This window comes from Acidiluteibacter sp. (assembly GCF_055129545.1).
Map to the genome: position 1 here is coordinate 1 of NZ_JBSRUB010000026.1, position 16,154 is coordinate 16,154.

Consider the following 16,154-nt stretch of genomic DNA (forward strand, 5'->3'; position numbering starts at 1 on the left):
CGTGATTTGATCTCGAGGATTTCCTTTAATGTATTCCATACCTAAAGATAACCAATATCAAACCTTTAACCATAAAGTTTAAGAATTGTAATCAACAAACGATTGTGAGTTTTGAGACAGTCTGACGGCATCGTATATGAAAAGCAGTGCGGGAAAAAGCAACTATCATTCGGTTAAGCACAAGCCTATTTTTTAAATTTTACTTATTATTTTTCTTTTCTCAATAAGCCAAATTTAAAAATTTAGCGACGTTGAAAAAGTGCACAATTCTTAATTTTTGCAAGGACTTTCGCTATTTTTATATACAATGTCAACGACTGTTATTTTTCTTTTTTTTTAGGTTAAACATGTCTAAAGACATTTTCATTAGTTTGGTAATTGTAAGTTTATTGATCTATTGCTTTATAGGATTCATTCAAATGGTTGACAAGCCGAATTTCCATATTTCAAGAATATCGTCATGCATTATTGTCGACATTTTATTGACGGCTCCATTTATATTGGAAACTTCTCCAGAAACAACTCCTATCACTCTTTTATTTTGCCCATTGTTTGACATAGTAATTACCGGCCCTCCGCTTTGCCCAGCTGAATAATCTATATTATAACCGCTAATCACATCATTTCTGCCTCCCCAACCCTTAGCTCGATGCGTGTACATTTGATTACCTATAATATCATTTCTAACCCTCCCAGGGTATCCTGTTACTTCAAGAGGCTGTGTACCCATTGTCCCAAACATAGAATGAACCAATTCCTTAGAGCCATATACAGGCAATGGGCATAATTTCCCTATAAGCCCGCTAACTTTAATTACAGCCCAATCAAAAACAAAGAAGTAACTGTTAAAATCTATGTAGCGTTTAGAAACAAGAATTTTTTCTGCTTTATACCTACCTATTGGCAAACTATTACCATCTCTTTGAGGCTCAAACCAAACGTCCAAGTGAGGCTTATCAACCTTTGTATCCCACACAACATGTCCGGCTGTCAATACTTTATCATTGCCAATATAAAACCCTGTGCCAATACCACTTCTTCCATCTGGAAATCTAAAGGTTATTCTACCAACTGATGAATAAGGTGCGGTTTGTAATGCTGAGCCAGTGACCCTAACTCTATCGTCTCGTCCAAAAACGTATTTAATTGCTTCTTCTAATTTGGAGTCATTATAATCAGATTGATTTAGCAGTTTATCAATCTCTGATTCTTTATCTGGAAATTCAATGAATTTTGCAGATGCCTTGTCAATTCTACAATCACTTTTTAAAGGTTCCAACCTATATGCATCGGGAAAGTTACCTATAGGATATAAAACACTGTCAATGCTCTCTGGTTTTACATCTTTGATCTCATTATCATTGATGTAATTATGTTGAATGTATTCCTTTTTAATCATAATATTTTTGATTATTCTATTTGTTAATTGTCGCTAACAACTGTACAAGTGCTATTGTACATATTTCGCTTAAAGCTTCAATTGTTTAAATTTAAGTTAACTAAATGAAATTTAGTCATTTAAACGTTTCTAAGTGTTTCCTCCTCGGCAGACACGTAAAAACAGATAAATGTTCACCATCAATTCATCAAATCATTTTTTCCAATTCGAAGATAAACCAAAAAAATCAATAAATAGAGTAGGAGTGTTTAAAAATTAGAACGTTGTGGCTTTTATTATAACGTCGCCAATTCTGCTTGCAGCTTTTTGGTCAAGCTCGCCACGATCAGGTTATATGAATCCGTTACCCATTCTTGTATTTGAGTAATGGGAATCGAACCATCCAATTGCACGGTGTTCCAATGCACTTTGCTCATGTGGTAACCAGGTTGAACGGCATCGTATTGAGCACGCAGTTCTATGGCCTTTTCAGGATCGCATTTCACATTTATAGTAGAGAAGTTTTCAATGTTCGTCAGGCAAAACATTTTGTTCATCACTTTAAACACCAATACTTTGTCGTCAAACGGCATGGACTCGGTAACGCCTTTAAAGCTCATGCAAAAATCTCTAAACTCTTCAATGTTCATGGCTTACTTTTTTAATTTGTTTTTCACTAACTTTTTAAGCTTGTTGAAGATGTCTTGCTTTTTTGGTTTTGCTTGTCCATCGTGCGTGATCTGATTGGCAAAATTGTGATTCAGTTGGTGGAAATAATCTGCTGTAGCAGTATCACTAAAGGTTTTGTTGACAAACTGCTTGTAATTGATGCCCAGCATCCCATTCACCGAAACGGTGTAGTAAGCACTTCTAATTTCAGGCCGTTTGTTTTGGTTCACTTCACCTTTTCCATTTTCTGCAAAGTAGTCGATTTGATAAATGGCAGGATTCAGTTTTTTCAGTCTTTTGGTGGCTTTTCGCTCATTTCTCCACGGGTGCTCTTTTTTGTGGAGCTGCTGTATCAAGAAACTCTTTTTCCAAATCGTAATCTGATGTGACATCAAAAAACCAGATTGTTCATTGTCCAACAGACCCAACGACAGCCCCTGAAATTCAACTCCTGTAGGGTTGGTTTGATAAACTTCAGAACTGTGTAGCTTCAAGCAATCAATTTTATTGTCAAGTGCATATTGAATCACTTCATTGATAAACACACCATCCACCGATTTGGTAAACCACATGTCTTCTTGCAGATACAGGATGTATTCTTCATCTACCTTTTCTTCCAACATTATTTTAAGTCGATCTGCCCAAGCGCCTTTACCTGATTTTATATTGGTAAATCCCTTAACATTAGCCGTCTTTTCTTCCGTAGCGAAATAATTAGTAGTCGAAATGGAGAAATCCCAATGTTGATGAAAGAAGTATTCAAATCCTTGGTAAAGGATCTCATACCGGTCACAGGCATGCACAATTAGAGCGACTTTATTGGTGTTTTGTTGCATCAAAATGGAATTGGTTGGATTCGATTCAAATATATCAAATCAAATAGAAAAATACTTGTTTTTTATACTTCCATTGTGATATCAAAACCTTACTATTAAAGAGAAACTAATCCCCTCTTCAATAGTAAGGTTCATGTAAATTATTTTATGGTAGGGACATCACTTACAATTTTCCAATTATTGCTTTTATCTTTTACAAAAATCATCAAGGAAATGAAAGTTGATTTTTCACCAACCATGGTCACTTTAGCCGAAGCGTTATTCCCGTTTACAATTAAATGATCTAAGCTTACTTTGCGTTTATCTCCGCCAAATTCTTTTGACTCTATTTTTTCTAGATAACTTTTTTTGTCCATAGTAAAGATTTTGTCACTTCCAAAAAGCTGATTCATTACAATTCTATAGTGTTCATCCAAATAGTTATTTAGTAGATTAGTATTGTATTGATCACCTGCTTTCGCAAAATTTTCTACTAATTGTTGGATTGATTTCATTTCATCTGATTGAGCTTTGCAGCTGAATAGACTTAGAAATAATACAACTAGACTTACTGATTTTAAATTTTTCATTGGTTTAAAGTATTTATAATTAATGATTAAAGAATTACATTTAATGAGGTTCGCATAATTGAATGATGTTGAAAATCATCCTCTTGACTGTATGCGACAAGAAGAACATATTTATTTCCTGAATTTAAATTCTTGGCATATTTATTTTGTGCCTTATGGGGAAGTCTAAAAGTCAATGAAGTATGTTTATTTGTTTGAGTTCCATTTACTTTTTCTACTGATGATTTTACATTTAGCTGATCAAATGATTTGTAGTTGCCCGAACTAATTGTATAGTGTTCAACAACTACCGCCTTTTCAAGGATTACGTTTCCCATCAATAGGTATGAATTGGTTGTTTCGACTTGATCATTGAATCCAATAGTAACCCATCCATTTGTGGGTGCTGACATCGTAAATGTGATGGAATCATTATCATGGGTCCAACTTACTTTCATTCCATTTTTTTCAATTTCCTTTTAGCCCATTTTGTCAGCTAGTGTTGGTTTTAAAATAGTTGAGCTTAAAATGATTAATAGAATTAGATTTTTCATTGTTATATTTTTTTTGCTGTTATTTCGATTTCAATTTTTAGTTTTTCTCTTGCCAGTCTTTCTATTCCAATTAATGTGGTAGCGGGTCTATACTCTTCTAAATAGTATTTTTTCATTTCGTCTGCTATGATACCTAACTTTGATTCATCTAAATCAACTACATAAAAACGAATGTGTAATACGTTTTGAAAGTCACTTTGACTGTTAGTTAAAAATTTTTCTAAATTGTCAAAAGTTTGTATTACTTGAGATTTGAAATCTTCACCTGTTAATTGATAGTTGGTATCCCATCCTACCATACCTGAGGCAAAAATGAGATTGTCAGTTAGCACTGCTTGTGAAAACCCAAACGGGTAGGTACTATAAACCTCATTGGAAACCATCATTTGGGGTTGTGCTTCAATTAATGTGGGGATACTACTTAGGATGATTAATATGTATTTTATAGTTGTCATAATCAAATATTGATATATCAATTTAAAAAGTAAAAAAAGTCAACTTAAATTGTTCTGAATTTTTTTAAGAATAGTGGTTAAAGAATTGAGCTCTGATACCGTAAGGCCTTCAATGCTTTGATGTCTATGCTCGTTAATGACTGGAAGGTATTTAGCTATAAACTCCTTTCCTTTTTGCGTTAATTCTAGATTATATTGTCTTCGATTATTCTCTATTTTAGCCCGTGTGATTAATTCTTTTTTCTCAAGTAAGTCTAAAGTTCTTGTAATGGAGGCAGGATCTCTCAATGATTTTTTAGCCAATTCTTTTTGCGATAGCAAGGTCGATTCTTCAATTATTTTTAATAGAATCCATTGTTCAACAGTAATTCCAAGTTGTAATCTATCAAATTCCTTTTGGGAATATATTTTAGATATTTTACTTGTTTTTTCAATTTGAAATAAGATTACTTCTTCTATTGTTTTCATCGCGCTGCAAATGTATATAAATAACAATTGATATATCAACTGTTTTGAAATTATTTTTATTTTGGAAGTATTTATTTTTTTAAATTAATGATTTATAGAGCGCTACAAATAATAAATCCACCACCTAAAATGGCAAAAGGTGAAATCAATCTGAAATAAATAGGCTTCAGAATTTCGGCACTTTTCAGTGAAAAAGAGTGGTGCCATCTGCGAGGAATGCAAAACAATAGGAGAGAGGTACTAGTCATGATCCAACCAAATACCTCGAAGAATAATGGGATTTTAGAAATGGGAGCCGCAATAATTAATGCAATGGCAGGAATCAATCGTAGCGTAATTTCAGTATAATTGATAAAATTGGTACTGCCAGCTTTCTGCAAGGTTGCTCTCGCTCTTTTTGGATTCAATAACATGAGAAACCCCATTGAAATAATGAAAAAACCAAAAAGCAGTACGATGTATTTGGCAACAATCATATCTTACTCTTTGGTTTCATTGGTATTCTGTATTTTTTCATAAAGCACAGCGCTCTATTCTCTCTCTTCTCACAGCGCAATGGTCTCACTTCTATCTTCTAGTCTCTAAATTTACCACAAAGACACAAAGTTCACAGAGGTTTCGCAAAGTAGATTCAATAATTAATTGACTCATTGATTGATTGACTGATTCATTTATTTAAAAATAACCACAAAGACACAAAGTTCACAGAGTTTTTCAAAGTGGATTCAATAATTTAAGTCTAACCTCTCACAGCGCAGCGGTCTAACTTCTATCTTCTAACCTCTAACAGCGCAGCGAAAATTTAATCCTCTCTTCTCCGTCTAGGCTGATTGCCATCTCGATTGGAAGACTGTTGCTTTGGTCTATTATTGCCACCTCTAAACGGTTTCTTAGGACCTCTGTTTCTATTTTGTGGCGGTCTTTTTTCTTCTTTTTCAATCACTTTACCATCGTCTGGAAACGGATGATCTTCGATCACAGGAACTGTTTGTTTGATCAGTTTCTGAATGTCTCTTAAGAAAGGCCTTTCTTCACCGTCGCAAAAACTAATCGCCACACCGCTTGCTTTCGCACGACCAGTACGGCCAATTCGGTGAACATACGTTTCTGGAACATTTGGCAAGTCATAGTTCACTACCAATTCTAATTCGTCGATGTCAATACCACGAGCAGCAATATCAGTAGCGACTAGCACTTTGGTACTTCCTTCTTTAAAATTCGTCAGTGCTTTCACACGAGCCGTTTGTGATTTATTCCCGTGAATGGCTTCAGCAGTAATGTCGTCCATCGCCAGTTGCTTTACAATCTTATTGGCGCCATGCTTGGTTCTAGAAAATACCAAAACAGATTTCGCATCTTTCTGATTGATCAAATGAACCAACAATTTCACTTTATTGCCTTTGCTTACAAAGTAAACGCCTTGCTCTACTTTTTCAGCAGTCGCTTGTTCTGGCTTCACGGTTACTTTTTCTGGGTTACCCAATATTTTATTCGACAATTCTACGATAGCGGGTGCCATAGTAGCAGAGAAAAATAACGATTGTCTTTTGGTAGGCAATTTGGCCAAAATCTTCTTGATGTCATGGATAAAACCCATGTCCAACATTTGATCGGCTTCATCCAATACAAAGTATTCGATGCCATTAAGGTTAATGAATCCTTGGTTCATTAAATCCAATAAACGACCAGGTGTTGCCACCAAAATATCGATGCCTTGGCTCAGAGCGGTGGTTTGTTTTCCTTGTTTTACGCCACCAAAAATTACAGTGCTTCTTAGTCCGGTATGTTTTCCGTAACTCACAATGCTTTCGCCAATTTGCAAAGCCAATTCCCTAGTAGGAGTAATGATTAACGCTTTAATTGGTCGTGTTCTGTTTTGATTGCCTTTTTCTTGAAAAAGGTGCTGCAATATAGGGATAGTAAAAGCGGCAGTTTTTCCTGTTCCGGTTTGTGCGCAACCTAATAAATCTCTTTTTTGGAGCAGTTTTGGAATTGATTGTTCTTGTATTGGAGTAGGATGTGTATATCCTTCGGCGTCTAAAGCCTTTAGAATGGGTTCGATAACCCCTAATTCTTTGAATGTCATATATGTTTATTAAGCCGCAAAGGTAAGTGGATTGTTTGGAATAATACTTTGTTGCGATTTTGAACTTTTTAGATACCACTTTTACATCAGAAACAACTAAATTAATTAAGGAGTTATATTTTTTATTATTACTTGGATAGACGAAATTCTAAACCTACTCTTAAAAACACTGGATTGTAGGTATAATACGTGTCTTCTGAATTAGTTCCCTCATAGCCTAATTTTGCTGTTAAGTTGAGTTGATCGATTAGTCGTTTTCGATAAATGAGATGTGCACCATACATCTGAAATTGATTTCTTTTTACTTTAAATCCTCTTGTTGGATCATCATAATTTGTTCTATCGAAGCTTACATCTAGGTATCGATGAACCAAGGCTAGAGATAAAATATCGCAATTCTTTAAATAAAAGTTAAATGAAAATAAGGAATTGGTTTGTTGGAGATTTCCAACTGCTAAATTTATTTGAGAGGGCTCACTCATTCCATTCATTGGATCTCCCCAGTCAAAATTTCCCAATCCATATTGAACGCAAGCTTCTATTCCAAATTCTTCATCAATAGAGTAGTAACCACCAATTCCACCTGAAAAGTGAGTGCTTCCTCGTGCGGCGGTTCCTTGAGCGTTGACCGATATATGTTTAATTGGGGAATAAGCGAGATTTGCAAATGCACCTTGTGCGCTAATTGTTGCTCCTGCACTAAAATCATTTTTATCTTTAAATGCGGTTGGCATAGTTGTATTAGACACATAGTAGGAGCACGATTGCATCACAATCATAAATGATAGAATTGAAGTAATGTTTTTGATGTATTGGAGCATGTTCAAATTTATAAAATATTACGCCATCATTTAGATATAGCATTTTTTTGAATTTATTCTTGGGAATAACTTTTGTAAATGTGAATCAGATTTGATTTAGCAACAAAATATTATTTATTTTCATACACTAATAAAACTGCTCTATGGATTTGTATTTCACTGTTGCAATTATTGCAGTAAGTATCTTCCTTTTTGTCAAAGACTATTTTAGTATAGACACCACTTCTATCCTGATTATGGCGATGTTTATCGTCACTGGAGTATTGAGTCCTGAAGAGGGGTTCTCAGGGTTTAATCACCCGGCTACGATAACGTTGGGTTGTATGTTTGTGGTGAGTGCTGCCGTCTTTAAATCCGGATTGATCGACAGCTTGAGTTCCAAGATTGTGATGTTAGCCAAGATCCATTACATGGTCGCACTTCTCTTATTCTGTTCTATTTCTGCGGTCTTTTCGGCCTTTGTGAACGATGCTGCTGTAGTCGCAATTTTGATTCCTTTGGCGCTTTCAGTATGTCGGCAAACAGGTATCGCTCCCTCAAAACTAATGATTCCCATTTCTTTTTCGGCTTTGTTTGGCGGAACATGCACGTTAATAGGCACTTCTACGAATATTTTAGTGAGTAGTATTGCCCAAAAAAGTGGATTAGAGCCTTTTGGAATGTTTGAGTTCAGCTTGCCTGCCCTTTGTTTAATGGGGATTGGATTGGCTTTTATTTTTATTTTTAGTCCCATTCTATTGCCGAAACGAAAGCTTAAGGATGAAAACCTTTTGAAGCAAACGGAGAATTACATTACTGAAGTTGAAATATTAGCAAGCAATAAGGACATTGGTTTAAACATAGATAAGAGTCGATTACATAGAGAATACAATGTTCAGATTCTAGGGATTTTGAGAGATAAACATTGGATCAAAGATTTTGCAAATTCAGATAAAATCGAGAGTCAAGATATTTTAAGAATATTAATCAGCCCCAATCATTTGGCAGAGCTTAAAAGTCAATCATCTTATAAAGTAATTGGGAATGCAAACCACAAAGATGAGGGCAATATTTCACAAAAGGTTTATGAAATGATGGTACCCGCTGGATCACTATTGGCTGGGAGTACTATTTTAGAAATGAATTTGGGGCATCGCTCACACTTTTCAGTTATTGCGATTAAAAGGCGAGAAGAAACCATGACCGACAATTTATCTTTCGCTATAATTAAAGAAGGAGACATGCTTTTGGTGCACGGTTCTAAATCAAGTGTCAATAAAAGTATTCAAGATAAATTGTTGATTATGCTTTCCGAATACAGTGAAAAGAAAGTCAATTTAAGAAAGGCCATTCCTGCGCTTTTAATTGCTGCAGGTGTGGTAACGACTGCTGCAACCGGAATCACCACTATTTTAATGAGTGGAATGATTGGTTGTTTATTATTGGTAACCACTGGAATTATCAAACCCAAAGAAGCCTATGAAGCCATAGAGTGGAAGGTCATCTTTATGATGGCTGGAGTACTCTCAATGGGAACAGCTTTAGAAAAAACTGGCGGAGCTGATATCATATCGAGTTTCGTATTTGAACAATTGGGCGAATTAGATCCTAGAATCACCCTAAGTGCAATATTTTTAGTTACTTTTTTATCTACCAATGTCCTGTCTAGTAAAGCCACAGCGGCTTTAATGGCTCCCATTGTCATTAGTTTGGCCACAGCTATGGAGGTCAGTTACAAACCTTTTTTAGTGGCTGTAATGTTTGCTTGCTCACTCACTTTTATGACACCAGTTAGTTACCCTACCAATACGATGGTGTATGCACCCGGAAATTACAAATACAATGATTTCTTGAAAATTGGGACACCGCTGAATATCATTATTTGGGTTGCGGCTTCGTTTATAATATCTTTGTTTTTTCCTTTTTAATTCAATAGTCTGATGAAAATCAATAAAATAATACCAAAGTTAGGATCTACCTTTAAAAATCAAGAGCACATTATTTTGCGTGATTTTTTAGCCTTGGAACGAACCAAGTTAGCCAACGAACGGACACTGCTGTCCTATATTCGGGCTTCTTTGTATTTGTTGTTAGGTGGAATTGCGCTCTTGAAATTAGAAGGATTTGAGCAAATTAAATTCCTAGGATACACTTCTTTAACCCTTACGGTGATTATTTTGATAGTGGGAATATTTAGATACCATAAACTCAATATCAAGCTCAAAGATTTCTATGGAGACATGGAACTTCAAATGGAACTAAAAGAACAAGAAGTAGAAAAAGACAAATAAAAAAGGGGCTAAAATCTATGATTTTAGCCCCTTTTTTTGAATCGTATAGTTAATTACAACATGCTTTTTGCATTCGCTACCTTAGAAGTCAATTGCTCCAAACTTGCTTTTGCTTTTTCTATTTTTTCATTTTTTGCAACATATTCTGATTCAGTTATTGTTCCAGCTAATTTCGCCGCATCCAACTTTGCAATAGCTTCTGCTATTTTTGTTTTTGCTGCATCAATTTTGCTTTCATTCTTAGTCACAGACTCTTCTAATTTTGCTTGAGAAGCTGCTTTTTTCTCTTCAGGAGTAGACGCTACAGTTTCCATTTCTTCAACTACTTCAGTAGTCTCTTCCATTACTTCAGTATTGGTTGTTTCTGCGGTTTCTGTAACCGTCGTTGTTTCTTCTTTTTTACCAGAAACTTTTCCTTTTACATTTTCTACCACTTCTTTTCCTTTTGCTTCAGCTTTCACTTTAGCCACTTCTATTTTCTCTTTTCCAACTTCTTCAGCTTTTACCTTCGCTTTATCCATTACTTCTTTACCTGTAGTCTTGGCGTTGTCAATTATTTCTTGCTTTTTCGTTTTTTCAACTTCTACTTCAGTCGCTTTTCTTAATTGTTCTGCTTCTTTTCCAATGTTCATTTGAGCAAAAGTGAAAGAAGAAACCATCATCATTGCACCTAAAACAGTTATTTTTAATGTATTTTTCATCGATGTATATTTTAAAGTTCGTTTAATGCATTGTCTAATTCAGCAGCTGATGCTTCGATTTCTTCAGTTGCTGCATCCAATGCAGTAATTGCTGAATCTGTAGCAGCATCCATTGTGTTTTCAGTTACTACTTCTTCTTTAACTTCTTCAGCTTGGTTGCATCCTACAGCAACGATTGCAAATAAACTTGCAATTAAAAAGGTTTTCTTCATTTTGGTTGATTTAAAATGGTGTCATTTCTGACGATTATATTTTTTGCGAAAGTATAACTATTTCAAATAGTATGGTAATTATTTGGTCGCAATGAAGCCCTTTGCCGCCAATTTTTCGTTGAGTGACCACTTTCTTTCCTTTATTCGATTTATATGGATGATAATTGAATAGAATTAGATTAATTTGCAATCGAATAAAAAACGCTTCATAAATGGTTTTTAGTAGCAGTATATTTTTACTGTATTTCCTCCCCATCTTTTTGCTCATCTATCACTTGGTAGGCGTAAAGCTTAAGAATTGGATCATTTTATTAGCTAGTATTTTATTCTATAGTTGGGGAGCACCAAAATTCATTTTTGTCATTTTAGCTTCTACTATCATCGATTTTTACATCGTTCAGAAATTAGCTTCCTCCACCATTAAATCCACTCGAAACGGTTTATTATTTACCTCTGTTTTTATCAATTTGGGCTTGCTGTTGTATTTTAAATACTCCAATTTTTTCATTGATAATGTAAATGAATTGCTTTCTATTTTTGGTGGTTCTACCATTCATTGGACAAAAGTGATTCTACCCATCGGGATTTCATTTTACACTTTCCAAACGTTAACCTACAGTATAGATGTGTACCGCAAAGTACATGCACCCTTAAATAAACTGTCCGATTACTTGCTGTATATCATGTCGTTTCCTCAGATGATTGCTGGGCCAATTGTTCGATTTAATGAAATTGCAGATGAAATTACCAATCGAAAAGAAGTCATAGACGACAAGTTGGTAGGTTTTTTTAGGTTTTGTATTGGGTTGGCTAAAAAGGTGTTGATTGCAAACGTGATGGGGCAGCAGGCCGATGCGATTTTTACATCCGATCTAGAAACGCTGCATTACGCCGCTGCTTGGCTTGGAATATTAACTTATACACTTCAAATCTATTTTGACTTTTCTGGTTATTCCGACATGGCAATTGGTTTGGGTAAAATGATGGGATTTCACTTTCCCGAAAACTTCAATTCGCCCTATGCTTCAAAGAATATTTCTGAGTTCTGGCGAAGGTGGCACATCACTTTAGGATCCTTTATGCGCGACTATTTATACATTCCTTTGGGTGGAAATAGAATGAGTTCTAAATCTAGGGTTTACCTCAATTTATGGATTGTGTTTCTATTATCTGGTCTGTGGCATGGCGCTTCTTGGAATTTCGTGTTGTGGGGAGCTTACCACGGTTTGTTTTTGATTTTAGATCGCTTGTTTTTAGTGAAGTTATTGGAAAAGTTAGGATCATTTATCAGCATCCTTTTTACTTTTATTGTGGTGATGTTTGGATGGTTATTATTTCGTTTAGAGGATTTTAGCGAAGTAATCCTCTATTTGAAACGAATGTTTGATTTTAGTGAGTACTATCAACCAGGACTAATTCCTTTTGCATTCGAAATGGGAATTGTAGCCCTCGTTTTTTCATTTTTCGCAGCATTTAAGGTGGGGAAAAGAATCCAAGACTTTATTTACGAAAGAGAAGCGTATTCTTTACCTCAATACTTTGTCATCATTGGTTTTTCGTGCTTATTGTTCATGATTTCACTTGGGGCGATTACTGCTGCTAAGTTTAACCCATTTATTTATTTTAGATTCTAATGGGGAAGCATCAACATATCAAGAAAGTCCTCTTTGCTGGAATCATTTTATTCCTGTTTGTATTTCGCATTCAAGGGAAATTTAAGATTTTCGAAAAAGGATACCTCAATGGTTATTATGTAAATACTGCAAAGCCTGAACTAACTTTTGATGCTTGGTTTAGCGGAGAATATCAAGAAAAGAGACAACGATATGTTGAAGAGAACATTGGGTTTCGAAATTACTTGATTCGTTTGAACAACCAATTTGCTTATTCCATATTTGGAGTGGCACGAGCCAATGGAGTAGTAATCGGGAAGGAGAAGTATTTGTTTGAAGAACAGTATGTCAGGTCTTATTTAGGGACGGATTTTGTTGGAGAAGAAATCATCGCGGAAAAGGTAAAGAAGCTTGAATATATTACTAAGCAATTAAAACTAGAAGGGATCGACCTAGTTAACGTGATCGCACCCGGGAAAGGTTTTTACTACCCGGAATACATTCCAAACTCTCGTTTGGCAGAAAAGCAGGACACGACCAATTATGAACGGTATCTGAACGCATTGCAACAAAAAAACTTATTGACAATTGATGTAAATGGGTGGTTTTTAAAAATGAAGGACACCACGACTTATCCACTTTATCCAAAAGGTGGAACACATTGGACTCATTATGGAGAAATGATAGTGGCCGATTCCATCAGTCGATTTATAGCTGATGTGCGGCAGACTCCGCTCCCAAAAATTGTGATAGAATCAGTTGAATGGTCTGATACATCTCGTTTTGCTGACAATGACATTGAGTTGGGAATGAACTTATTATTTCATTTAAAACCCAATCGAATGGCGTATCCTAAATTCTCGTTCGATTTTGAAGGGGTTGATGAGAGAACCAAGGTGTTGACCATCGGCGATAGCTATTACTGGGGAATGTATGGCCATGAAGTGACTGATTATGTATTCAATAATTCCCAATTTTGGTTTTACAACAATTTGGTATACCAGCCTGGTTTTGAGGAGCGGAAATTGAGTGATTTGAATAAAATAAATGAAATTAGGACACATCAAGTTGTGATGTTGTTATTCACTGAAGGAAATTTACCCAATTTCGCTTATGGGTTTATTGATGAGTTGTTTGAGTATTATAGCAATCATCCGAATACAGATCGAGAACTAAAACTCGTTGCGGCAAAAAAGAGCATTTTAAATAATCCTGATTGGCTGCAGTTGGTCAAAGAGGATGCTGAGAAGAAAGGAGTTTCTTTAGATGAAAACATTCAGGCACATGCTGAATACATGTTGTTCATGGAGGAATCGAAATCACTAGAGCAGGAGTAGACCTATTTCCCGAAGCTCTTGCATTGGTTTTGAATGCCAGAATAATTCAAAATGATCAAATTTTGTTTCGAAATCAATCTTTAATTGCTGAAAAGTGTACGAGGTTGGCTGATAAATAGAAATTTTAGCAATAGTTTCGATCACCCATTTACCTTCTTCTGGTTTCAAATAAATCTTGTTTTGAGCCGTCTTACTGTGGATGATCAACTCCATATTTTCAAAAGACTTTCCCTTTTTTGTTCTGGTAATTATATGATGTTCAGGAGCATTTCCAATCCAAACGACTTTTGCTGTTGGTTTTATGGTCCAAATATCTTGGGTATCCAAAGAATTTGATATGTAGTTCTTTGCTATTGTTGGCGGTGGTGTTTTGAAATCAAACCATTGGTTCAGCGGCAAGTCAAAGCCGATGTCATGCATGTAATTGTACAATGACTTTTTTAGACCATAACTGAATTGGTCGTGGTCGATATTGGTTTTGTCTTTAAAAGCCACATCGTTGTTTGCAAATGTAATGGGTTTTAGTTCTGGTACAATGCCATAGGCTTCAGGATTCAATCCAATAGGACTGTGGGCAGTTAAGGCAAATTGATGCCAGAAACCCGATTTTAATACACCGGCTTCAAATAACTGCCGAACCATTTCTAAACTGTCTATCGTTTCTTGAATCGTTTGAGTGGGATAGCCATACATCAGATAGGCATGCACCATTATGCCTGATTGAGTGAGGTTGTCTGTTACCTGTGCTACCTGAGAAACAGTAACTCCTTTTTCAATCAGTTTCAATAACCGGTCAGAGGCTACTTCTAAACCACCTGAAACGGCGATGCAACCTGAGGCTTTTAACAATCGACATAAATCTATAGTAAAGCTTTTTTCAAAGCGTATGTTCGCCCACCATGTCACCGAAACTCGACGCTTTATTAACTCCAATGCAATACTGCGCATCAATGCCGGCGGTGCCGCTTCATCCACAAAGTGAAAGCCATTTTCACCAGTCTTTTTAATCATTTCCTCCATGCGATCCACAATCAAACGAGCCGTAACTGGTTCGTAGATTTTTATGTAATCCAAACTGACATCACAGAAGGAACATTTTCCCCAATAGCAGCCGTGCGCCATGGTTAGTTTATTCCACCTGCCATCGCTCCATAAACTGTGCATGGGATTCGCAATTTCTATAACAGAAATGTAATCCTTGAGCGGTAAGTCGGTGTAGTCCGGGGTTCCGACCTCAGCTTGTTTATAATCTTTTATCGACGGATTATTAATGTAATTAACCTTGTTGTTTTGCTTTAATAAAGTCCGCTTTAGGTTATTATAATCAGCATCTTTTGATTTTATTAAATTGCAAAGTTGTTCAATTGGAGCTTCTCCATCATCCAAGGTGATGAAATCAAAAAAGTCGAATACTCTCACATCGGTAAGGCTTCTCAATTCTGTATTTGGAAATCCACCACCCATGGCAATTTTCTGATTTGGAAAGTGTTTTTTGAGGTATTGTGCACATCGAAATGCACTGAATAGATTTCCTGGAAAAGGAACCGAAAAACACACCAATTGCGGGGTAGTTTCAATAATCTTTTGGTGCAAAATTTTAACTGTTAATTCATCCACAAGAGACAACGGTTGTTGCAATTCACGGTAGAGTTCATCAAAGCTATTAGCGCTTCTGCCTAATCGCTCAGCATATCGGCTAAAACCAAAGTTCTCATCCACACATTCTACAATAAAATCGGAGATGTCCTCCAAGTATAATGTGGCTAAATGCTTGGCTTGATCTTGCATTCCCATTTCACCAAAGGCCCAATCAAGGTCATTTGCAGCTTGCATTCGAGATGCCTCTGGCAGAAAGTTACCCCCACAAATTAAACGAGCGAATGTGGGGTTTTTACCTTGAAGAAAGGAGATAACGGCATCAATCGTTTGACAATAGTCTGTTCGCAATGAATAAATTCGTTTACAATTAGTCGACGAAATTCGATTGGCAGTGGATGCACTATTGAAAATAGATTCCAATTGATTGGAAGTAAAAAGTGCTAGAATTACCTCAATACCTAAATCGACTTGAAGTGAAGATCTATTAATTGTATTCAAAAATCCTTTTAGATAGGCTGTAGCAGGATACGGCGTATTTAATTGTGTAAATGGAGGGGTAATTAATAAAAGTTCTTTCAATCGGCTTAAAATGGATTAATGAAAATGA

General features: G+C 35.8%; 17 protein-coding genes. 4 read left to right on the plus strand and 13 right to left on the minus strand.

Going from position 1 to position 16,154, the window contains the following annotated elements; all coding sequences use genetic code 11:
* Positions 1 to 415: 415 nt before the first annotated feature.
* The 10 genes from ACTB0X_RS12465 to ACTB0X_RS12510 all read right to left on the minus strand — a co-directional run bounded on the left by ACTB0X_RS12465 (position 416) and on the right by ACTB0X_RS12510 (position 7,815).
* On the minus strand, positions 416 to 1,399 hold the full coding sequence (locus ACTB0X_RS12465; protein ID WP_463025363.1) for a trypsin-like serine peptidase: 984 nt from the start codon (positions 1,397 to 1,399) through the stop codon (positions 416 to 418).
* A gap of 275 nt (positions 1,400 to 1,674) precedes the next feature.
* Positions 1,675 to 2,028, minus strand: coding sequence for an MmcQ/YjbR family DNA-binding protein (locus ACTB0X_RS12470; RefSeq protein ID WP_463025364.1), 354 nt, complete (start codon positions 2,026 to 2,028; stop codon positions 1,675 to 1,677).
* Positions 2,029 to 2,031: 3 nt separating this feature from the next.
* Positions 2,032 to 2,883 carry a hypothetical protein gene (locus ACTB0X_RS12475; RefSeq protein ID WP_463025365.1) on the minus strand — a complete coding sequence of 284 codons (852 nt, stop codon included), beginning with the start codon at positions 2,881 to 2,883 and terminating at the stop codon, positions 2,032 to 2,034.
* A gap of 140 nt (positions 2,884 to 3,023) precedes the next feature.
* Entirely contained in the window at positions 3,024 to 3,452 is a 429-nt protein-coding gene (locus tag ACTB0X_RS12480) for a nuclear transport factor 2 family protein (RefSeq protein WP_463025366.1), read from the minus strand.
* Between the two features lie 26 nt (positions 3,453 to 3,478).
* Positions 3,479 to 3,889, minus strand: coding sequence for a DOMON domain-containing protein (locus tag ACTB0X_RS12485; RefSeq protein WP_463025367.1), 411 nt, complete (start codon positions 3,887 to 3,889; stop codon positions 3,479 to 3,481).
* 98 nt (positions 3,890 to 3,987) lie between these two features.
* A complete protein-coding gene (locus tag ACTB0X_RS12490; RefSeq protein WP_463025368.1) occupies positions 3,988 to 4,440 on the minus strand; it encodes a RidA family protein in 453 nt (150 codons plus the stop codon).
* 39 nt (positions 4,441 to 4,479) lie between these two features.
* Positions 4,480 to 4,908: a MarR family winged helix-turn-helix transcriptional regulator gene (locus tag ACTB0X_RS12495; RefSeq protein WP_463025369.1), complete on the minus strand. Its 429-nt coding sequence runs from the start codon at positions 4,906 to 4,908 to the stop codon at positions 4,480 to 4,482.
* Positions 4,909 to 5,000: 92 nt separating this feature from the next.
* On the minus strand, positions 5,001 to 5,384 hold the full coding sequence (locus ACTB0X_RS12500) for a hypothetical protein (protein WP_463025370.1): 384 nt from the start codon (positions 5,382 to 5,384) through the stop codon (positions 5,001 to 5,003).
* 326 nt (positions 5,385 to 5,710) lie between these two features.
* The gene (locus ACTB0X_RS12505; protein ID WP_463025371.1) at positions 5,711 to 6,994 is read right to left on the minus strand and encodes a DEAD/DEAH box helicase; all 1,284 of its coding nucleotides are present in this window, start codon (positions 6,992 to 6,994) and stop codon (positions 5,711 to 5,713) included.
* A 128-nt stretch (positions 6,995 to 7,122) separates the two neighbouring features.
* Positions 7,123 to 7,815 (minus strand): hypothetical protein, encoded by a 693-nt coding sequence (locus tag ACTB0X_RS12510; protein ID WP_463025372.1) that lies wholly within the window; start codon positions 7,813 to 7,815, stop codon positions 7,123 to 7,125.
* 143 nt (positions 7,816 to 7,958) lie between these two features.
* Between ACTB0X_RS12510 and ACTB0X_RS12515 the strand changes: the two genes are divergently transcribed.
* Together ACTB0X_RS12515 and ACTB0X_RS12520 are read left to right on the plus strand one after the other, a co-directional pair.
* Entirely contained in the window at positions 7,959 to 9,722 is a 1,764-nt protein-coding gene (locus ACTB0X_RS12515; RefSeq protein WP_463025373.1) for an SLC13 family permease, read from the plus strand.
* Between the two features lie 12 nt (positions 9,723 to 9,734).
* Entirely contained in the window at positions 9,735 to 10,085 is a 351-nt protein-coding gene (locus ACTB0X_RS12520) for a DUF202 domain-containing protein (protein WP_463025374.1), read from the plus strand.
* A 53-nt stretch (positions 10,086 to 10,138) separates the two neighbouring features.
* On the opposite strand, the gene ACTB0X_RS12525 is transcribed toward ACTB0X_RS12520, so the two are convergent.
* Both ACTB0X_RS12525 and ACTB0X_RS12530 read right to left on the minus strand, forming a co-directional pair.
* On the minus strand, positions 10,139 to 10,786 hold the full coding sequence (locus tag ACTB0X_RS12525) for a hypothetical protein (protein ID WP_463025375.1): 648 nt from the start codon (positions 10,784 to 10,786) through the stop codon (positions 10,139 to 10,141).
* A gap of 11 nt (positions 10,787 to 10,797) precedes the next feature.
* Entirely contained in the window at positions 10,798 to 10,998 is a 201-nt protein-coding gene (locus tag ACTB0X_RS12530; RefSeq protein WP_463025376.1) for a hypothetical protein, read from the minus strand.
* Between the two features lie 212 nt (positions 10,999 to 11,210).
* Between ACTB0X_RS12530 and ACTB0X_RS12535 the strand changes: the two genes are divergently transcribed.
* Both ACTB0X_RS12535 and ACTB0X_RS12540 read left to right on the plus strand, forming a co-directional pair.
* Positions 11,211 to 12,632 (plus strand): MBOAT family O-acyltransferase, encoded by a 1,422-nt coding sequence (locus ACTB0X_RS12535; RefSeq protein WP_463025377.1) that lies wholly within the window; start codon positions 11,211 to 11,213, stop codon positions 12,630 to 12,632.
* Entirely contained in the window at positions 12,632 to 13,948 is a 1,317-nt protein-coding gene (locus ACTB0X_RS12540) for an alginate O-acetyltransferase AlgX-related protein (protein ID WP_463025378.1), read from the plus strand. Before ACTB0X_RS12535 ends, ACTB0X_RS12540 begins: the two co-directional genes overlap by 1 nt.
* On the opposite strand, the gene ACTB0X_RS12545 is transcribed toward ACTB0X_RS12540, so the two are convergent.
* A complete protein-coding gene (locus ACTB0X_RS12545) occupies positions 13,934 to 16,126 on the minus strand; it encodes a B12-binding domain-containing radical SAM protein (RefSeq protein WP_463025379.1) in 2,193 nt (730 codons plus the stop codon). The genes ACTB0X_RS12540 and ACTB0X_RS12545 overlap by 15 nt on opposite strands.
* Positions 16,127 to 16,154: the final 28 nt, after the last annotated feature.

Coding starts and splice junctions, on each gene's coding strand:
- ACTB0X_RS12525 (WP_463025375.1), bottom strand. CDS start 10,786: ATGAAAAATACATTAAAAATAACTGTTTTAGGTGCAATGATGATGGTT.
- ACTB0X_RS12480 (WP_463025366.1), bottom strand. CDS start 3,452: ATGAAAAATTTAAAATCAGTAAGTCTAGTTGTATTATTTCTAAGTCTA.
- ACTB0X_RS12485 (WP_463025367.1), bottom strand. CDS start 3,889: ATGAAAGTAAGTTGGACCCATGATAATGATTCCATCACATTTACGATG.
- ACTB0X_RS12490 (WP_463025368.1), bottom strand. CDS start 4,440: ATGACAACTATAAAATACATATTAATCATCCTAAGTAGTATCCCCACA.
- ACTB0X_RS12540 (WP_463025378.1), top strand. CDS start 12,632: ATGGGGAAGCATCAACATATCAAGAAAGTCCTCTTTGCTGGAATCATT.
- ACTB0X_RS12515 (WP_463025373.1), top strand. CDS start 7,959: ATGGATTTGTATTTCACTGTTGCAATTATTGCAGTAAGTATCTTCCTT.
- ACTB0X_RS12520 (WP_463025374.1), top strand. CDS start 9,735: ATGAAAATCAATAAAATAATACCAAAGTTAGGATCTACCTTTAAAAAT.
- ACTB0X_RS12530 (WP_463025376.1), bottom strand. CDS start 10,998: ATGAAGAAAACCTTTTTAATTGCAAGTTTATTTGCAATCGTTGCTGTA.
- ACTB0X_RS12535 (WP_463025377.1), top strand. CDS start 11,211: ATGGTTTTTAGTAGCAGTATATTTTTACTGTATTTCCTCCCCATCTTT.
- ACTB0X_RS12505 (WP_463025371.1), bottom strand. CDS start 6,994: ATGACATTCAAAGAATTAGGGGTTATCGAACCCATTCTAAAGGCTTTA.
- ACTB0X_RS12510 (WP_463025372.1), bottom strand. CDS start 7,815: ATGCTCCAATACATCAAAAACATTACTTCAATTCTATCATTTATGATT.
- ACTB0X_RS12495 (WP_463025369.1), bottom strand. CDS start 4,908: ATGAAAACAATAGAAGAAGTAATCTTATTTCAAATTGAAAAAACAAGT.
- ACTB0X_RS12470 (WP_463025364.1), bottom strand. CDS start 2,028: ATGAACATTGAAGAGTTTAGAGATTTTTGCATGAGCTTTAAAGGCGTT.
- ACTB0X_RS12465 (WP_463025363.1), bottom strand. CDS start 1,399: ATGATTAAAAAGGAATACATTCAACATAATTACATCAATGATAATGAG.
- ACTB0X_RS12475 (WP_463025365.1), bottom strand. CDS start 2,883: ATGCAACAAAACACCAATAAAGTCGCTCTAATTGTGCATGCCTGTGAC.
- ACTB0X_RS12500 (WP_463025370.1), bottom strand. CDS start 5,384: ATGATTGTTGCCAAATACATCGTACTGCTTTTTGGTTTTTTCATTATT.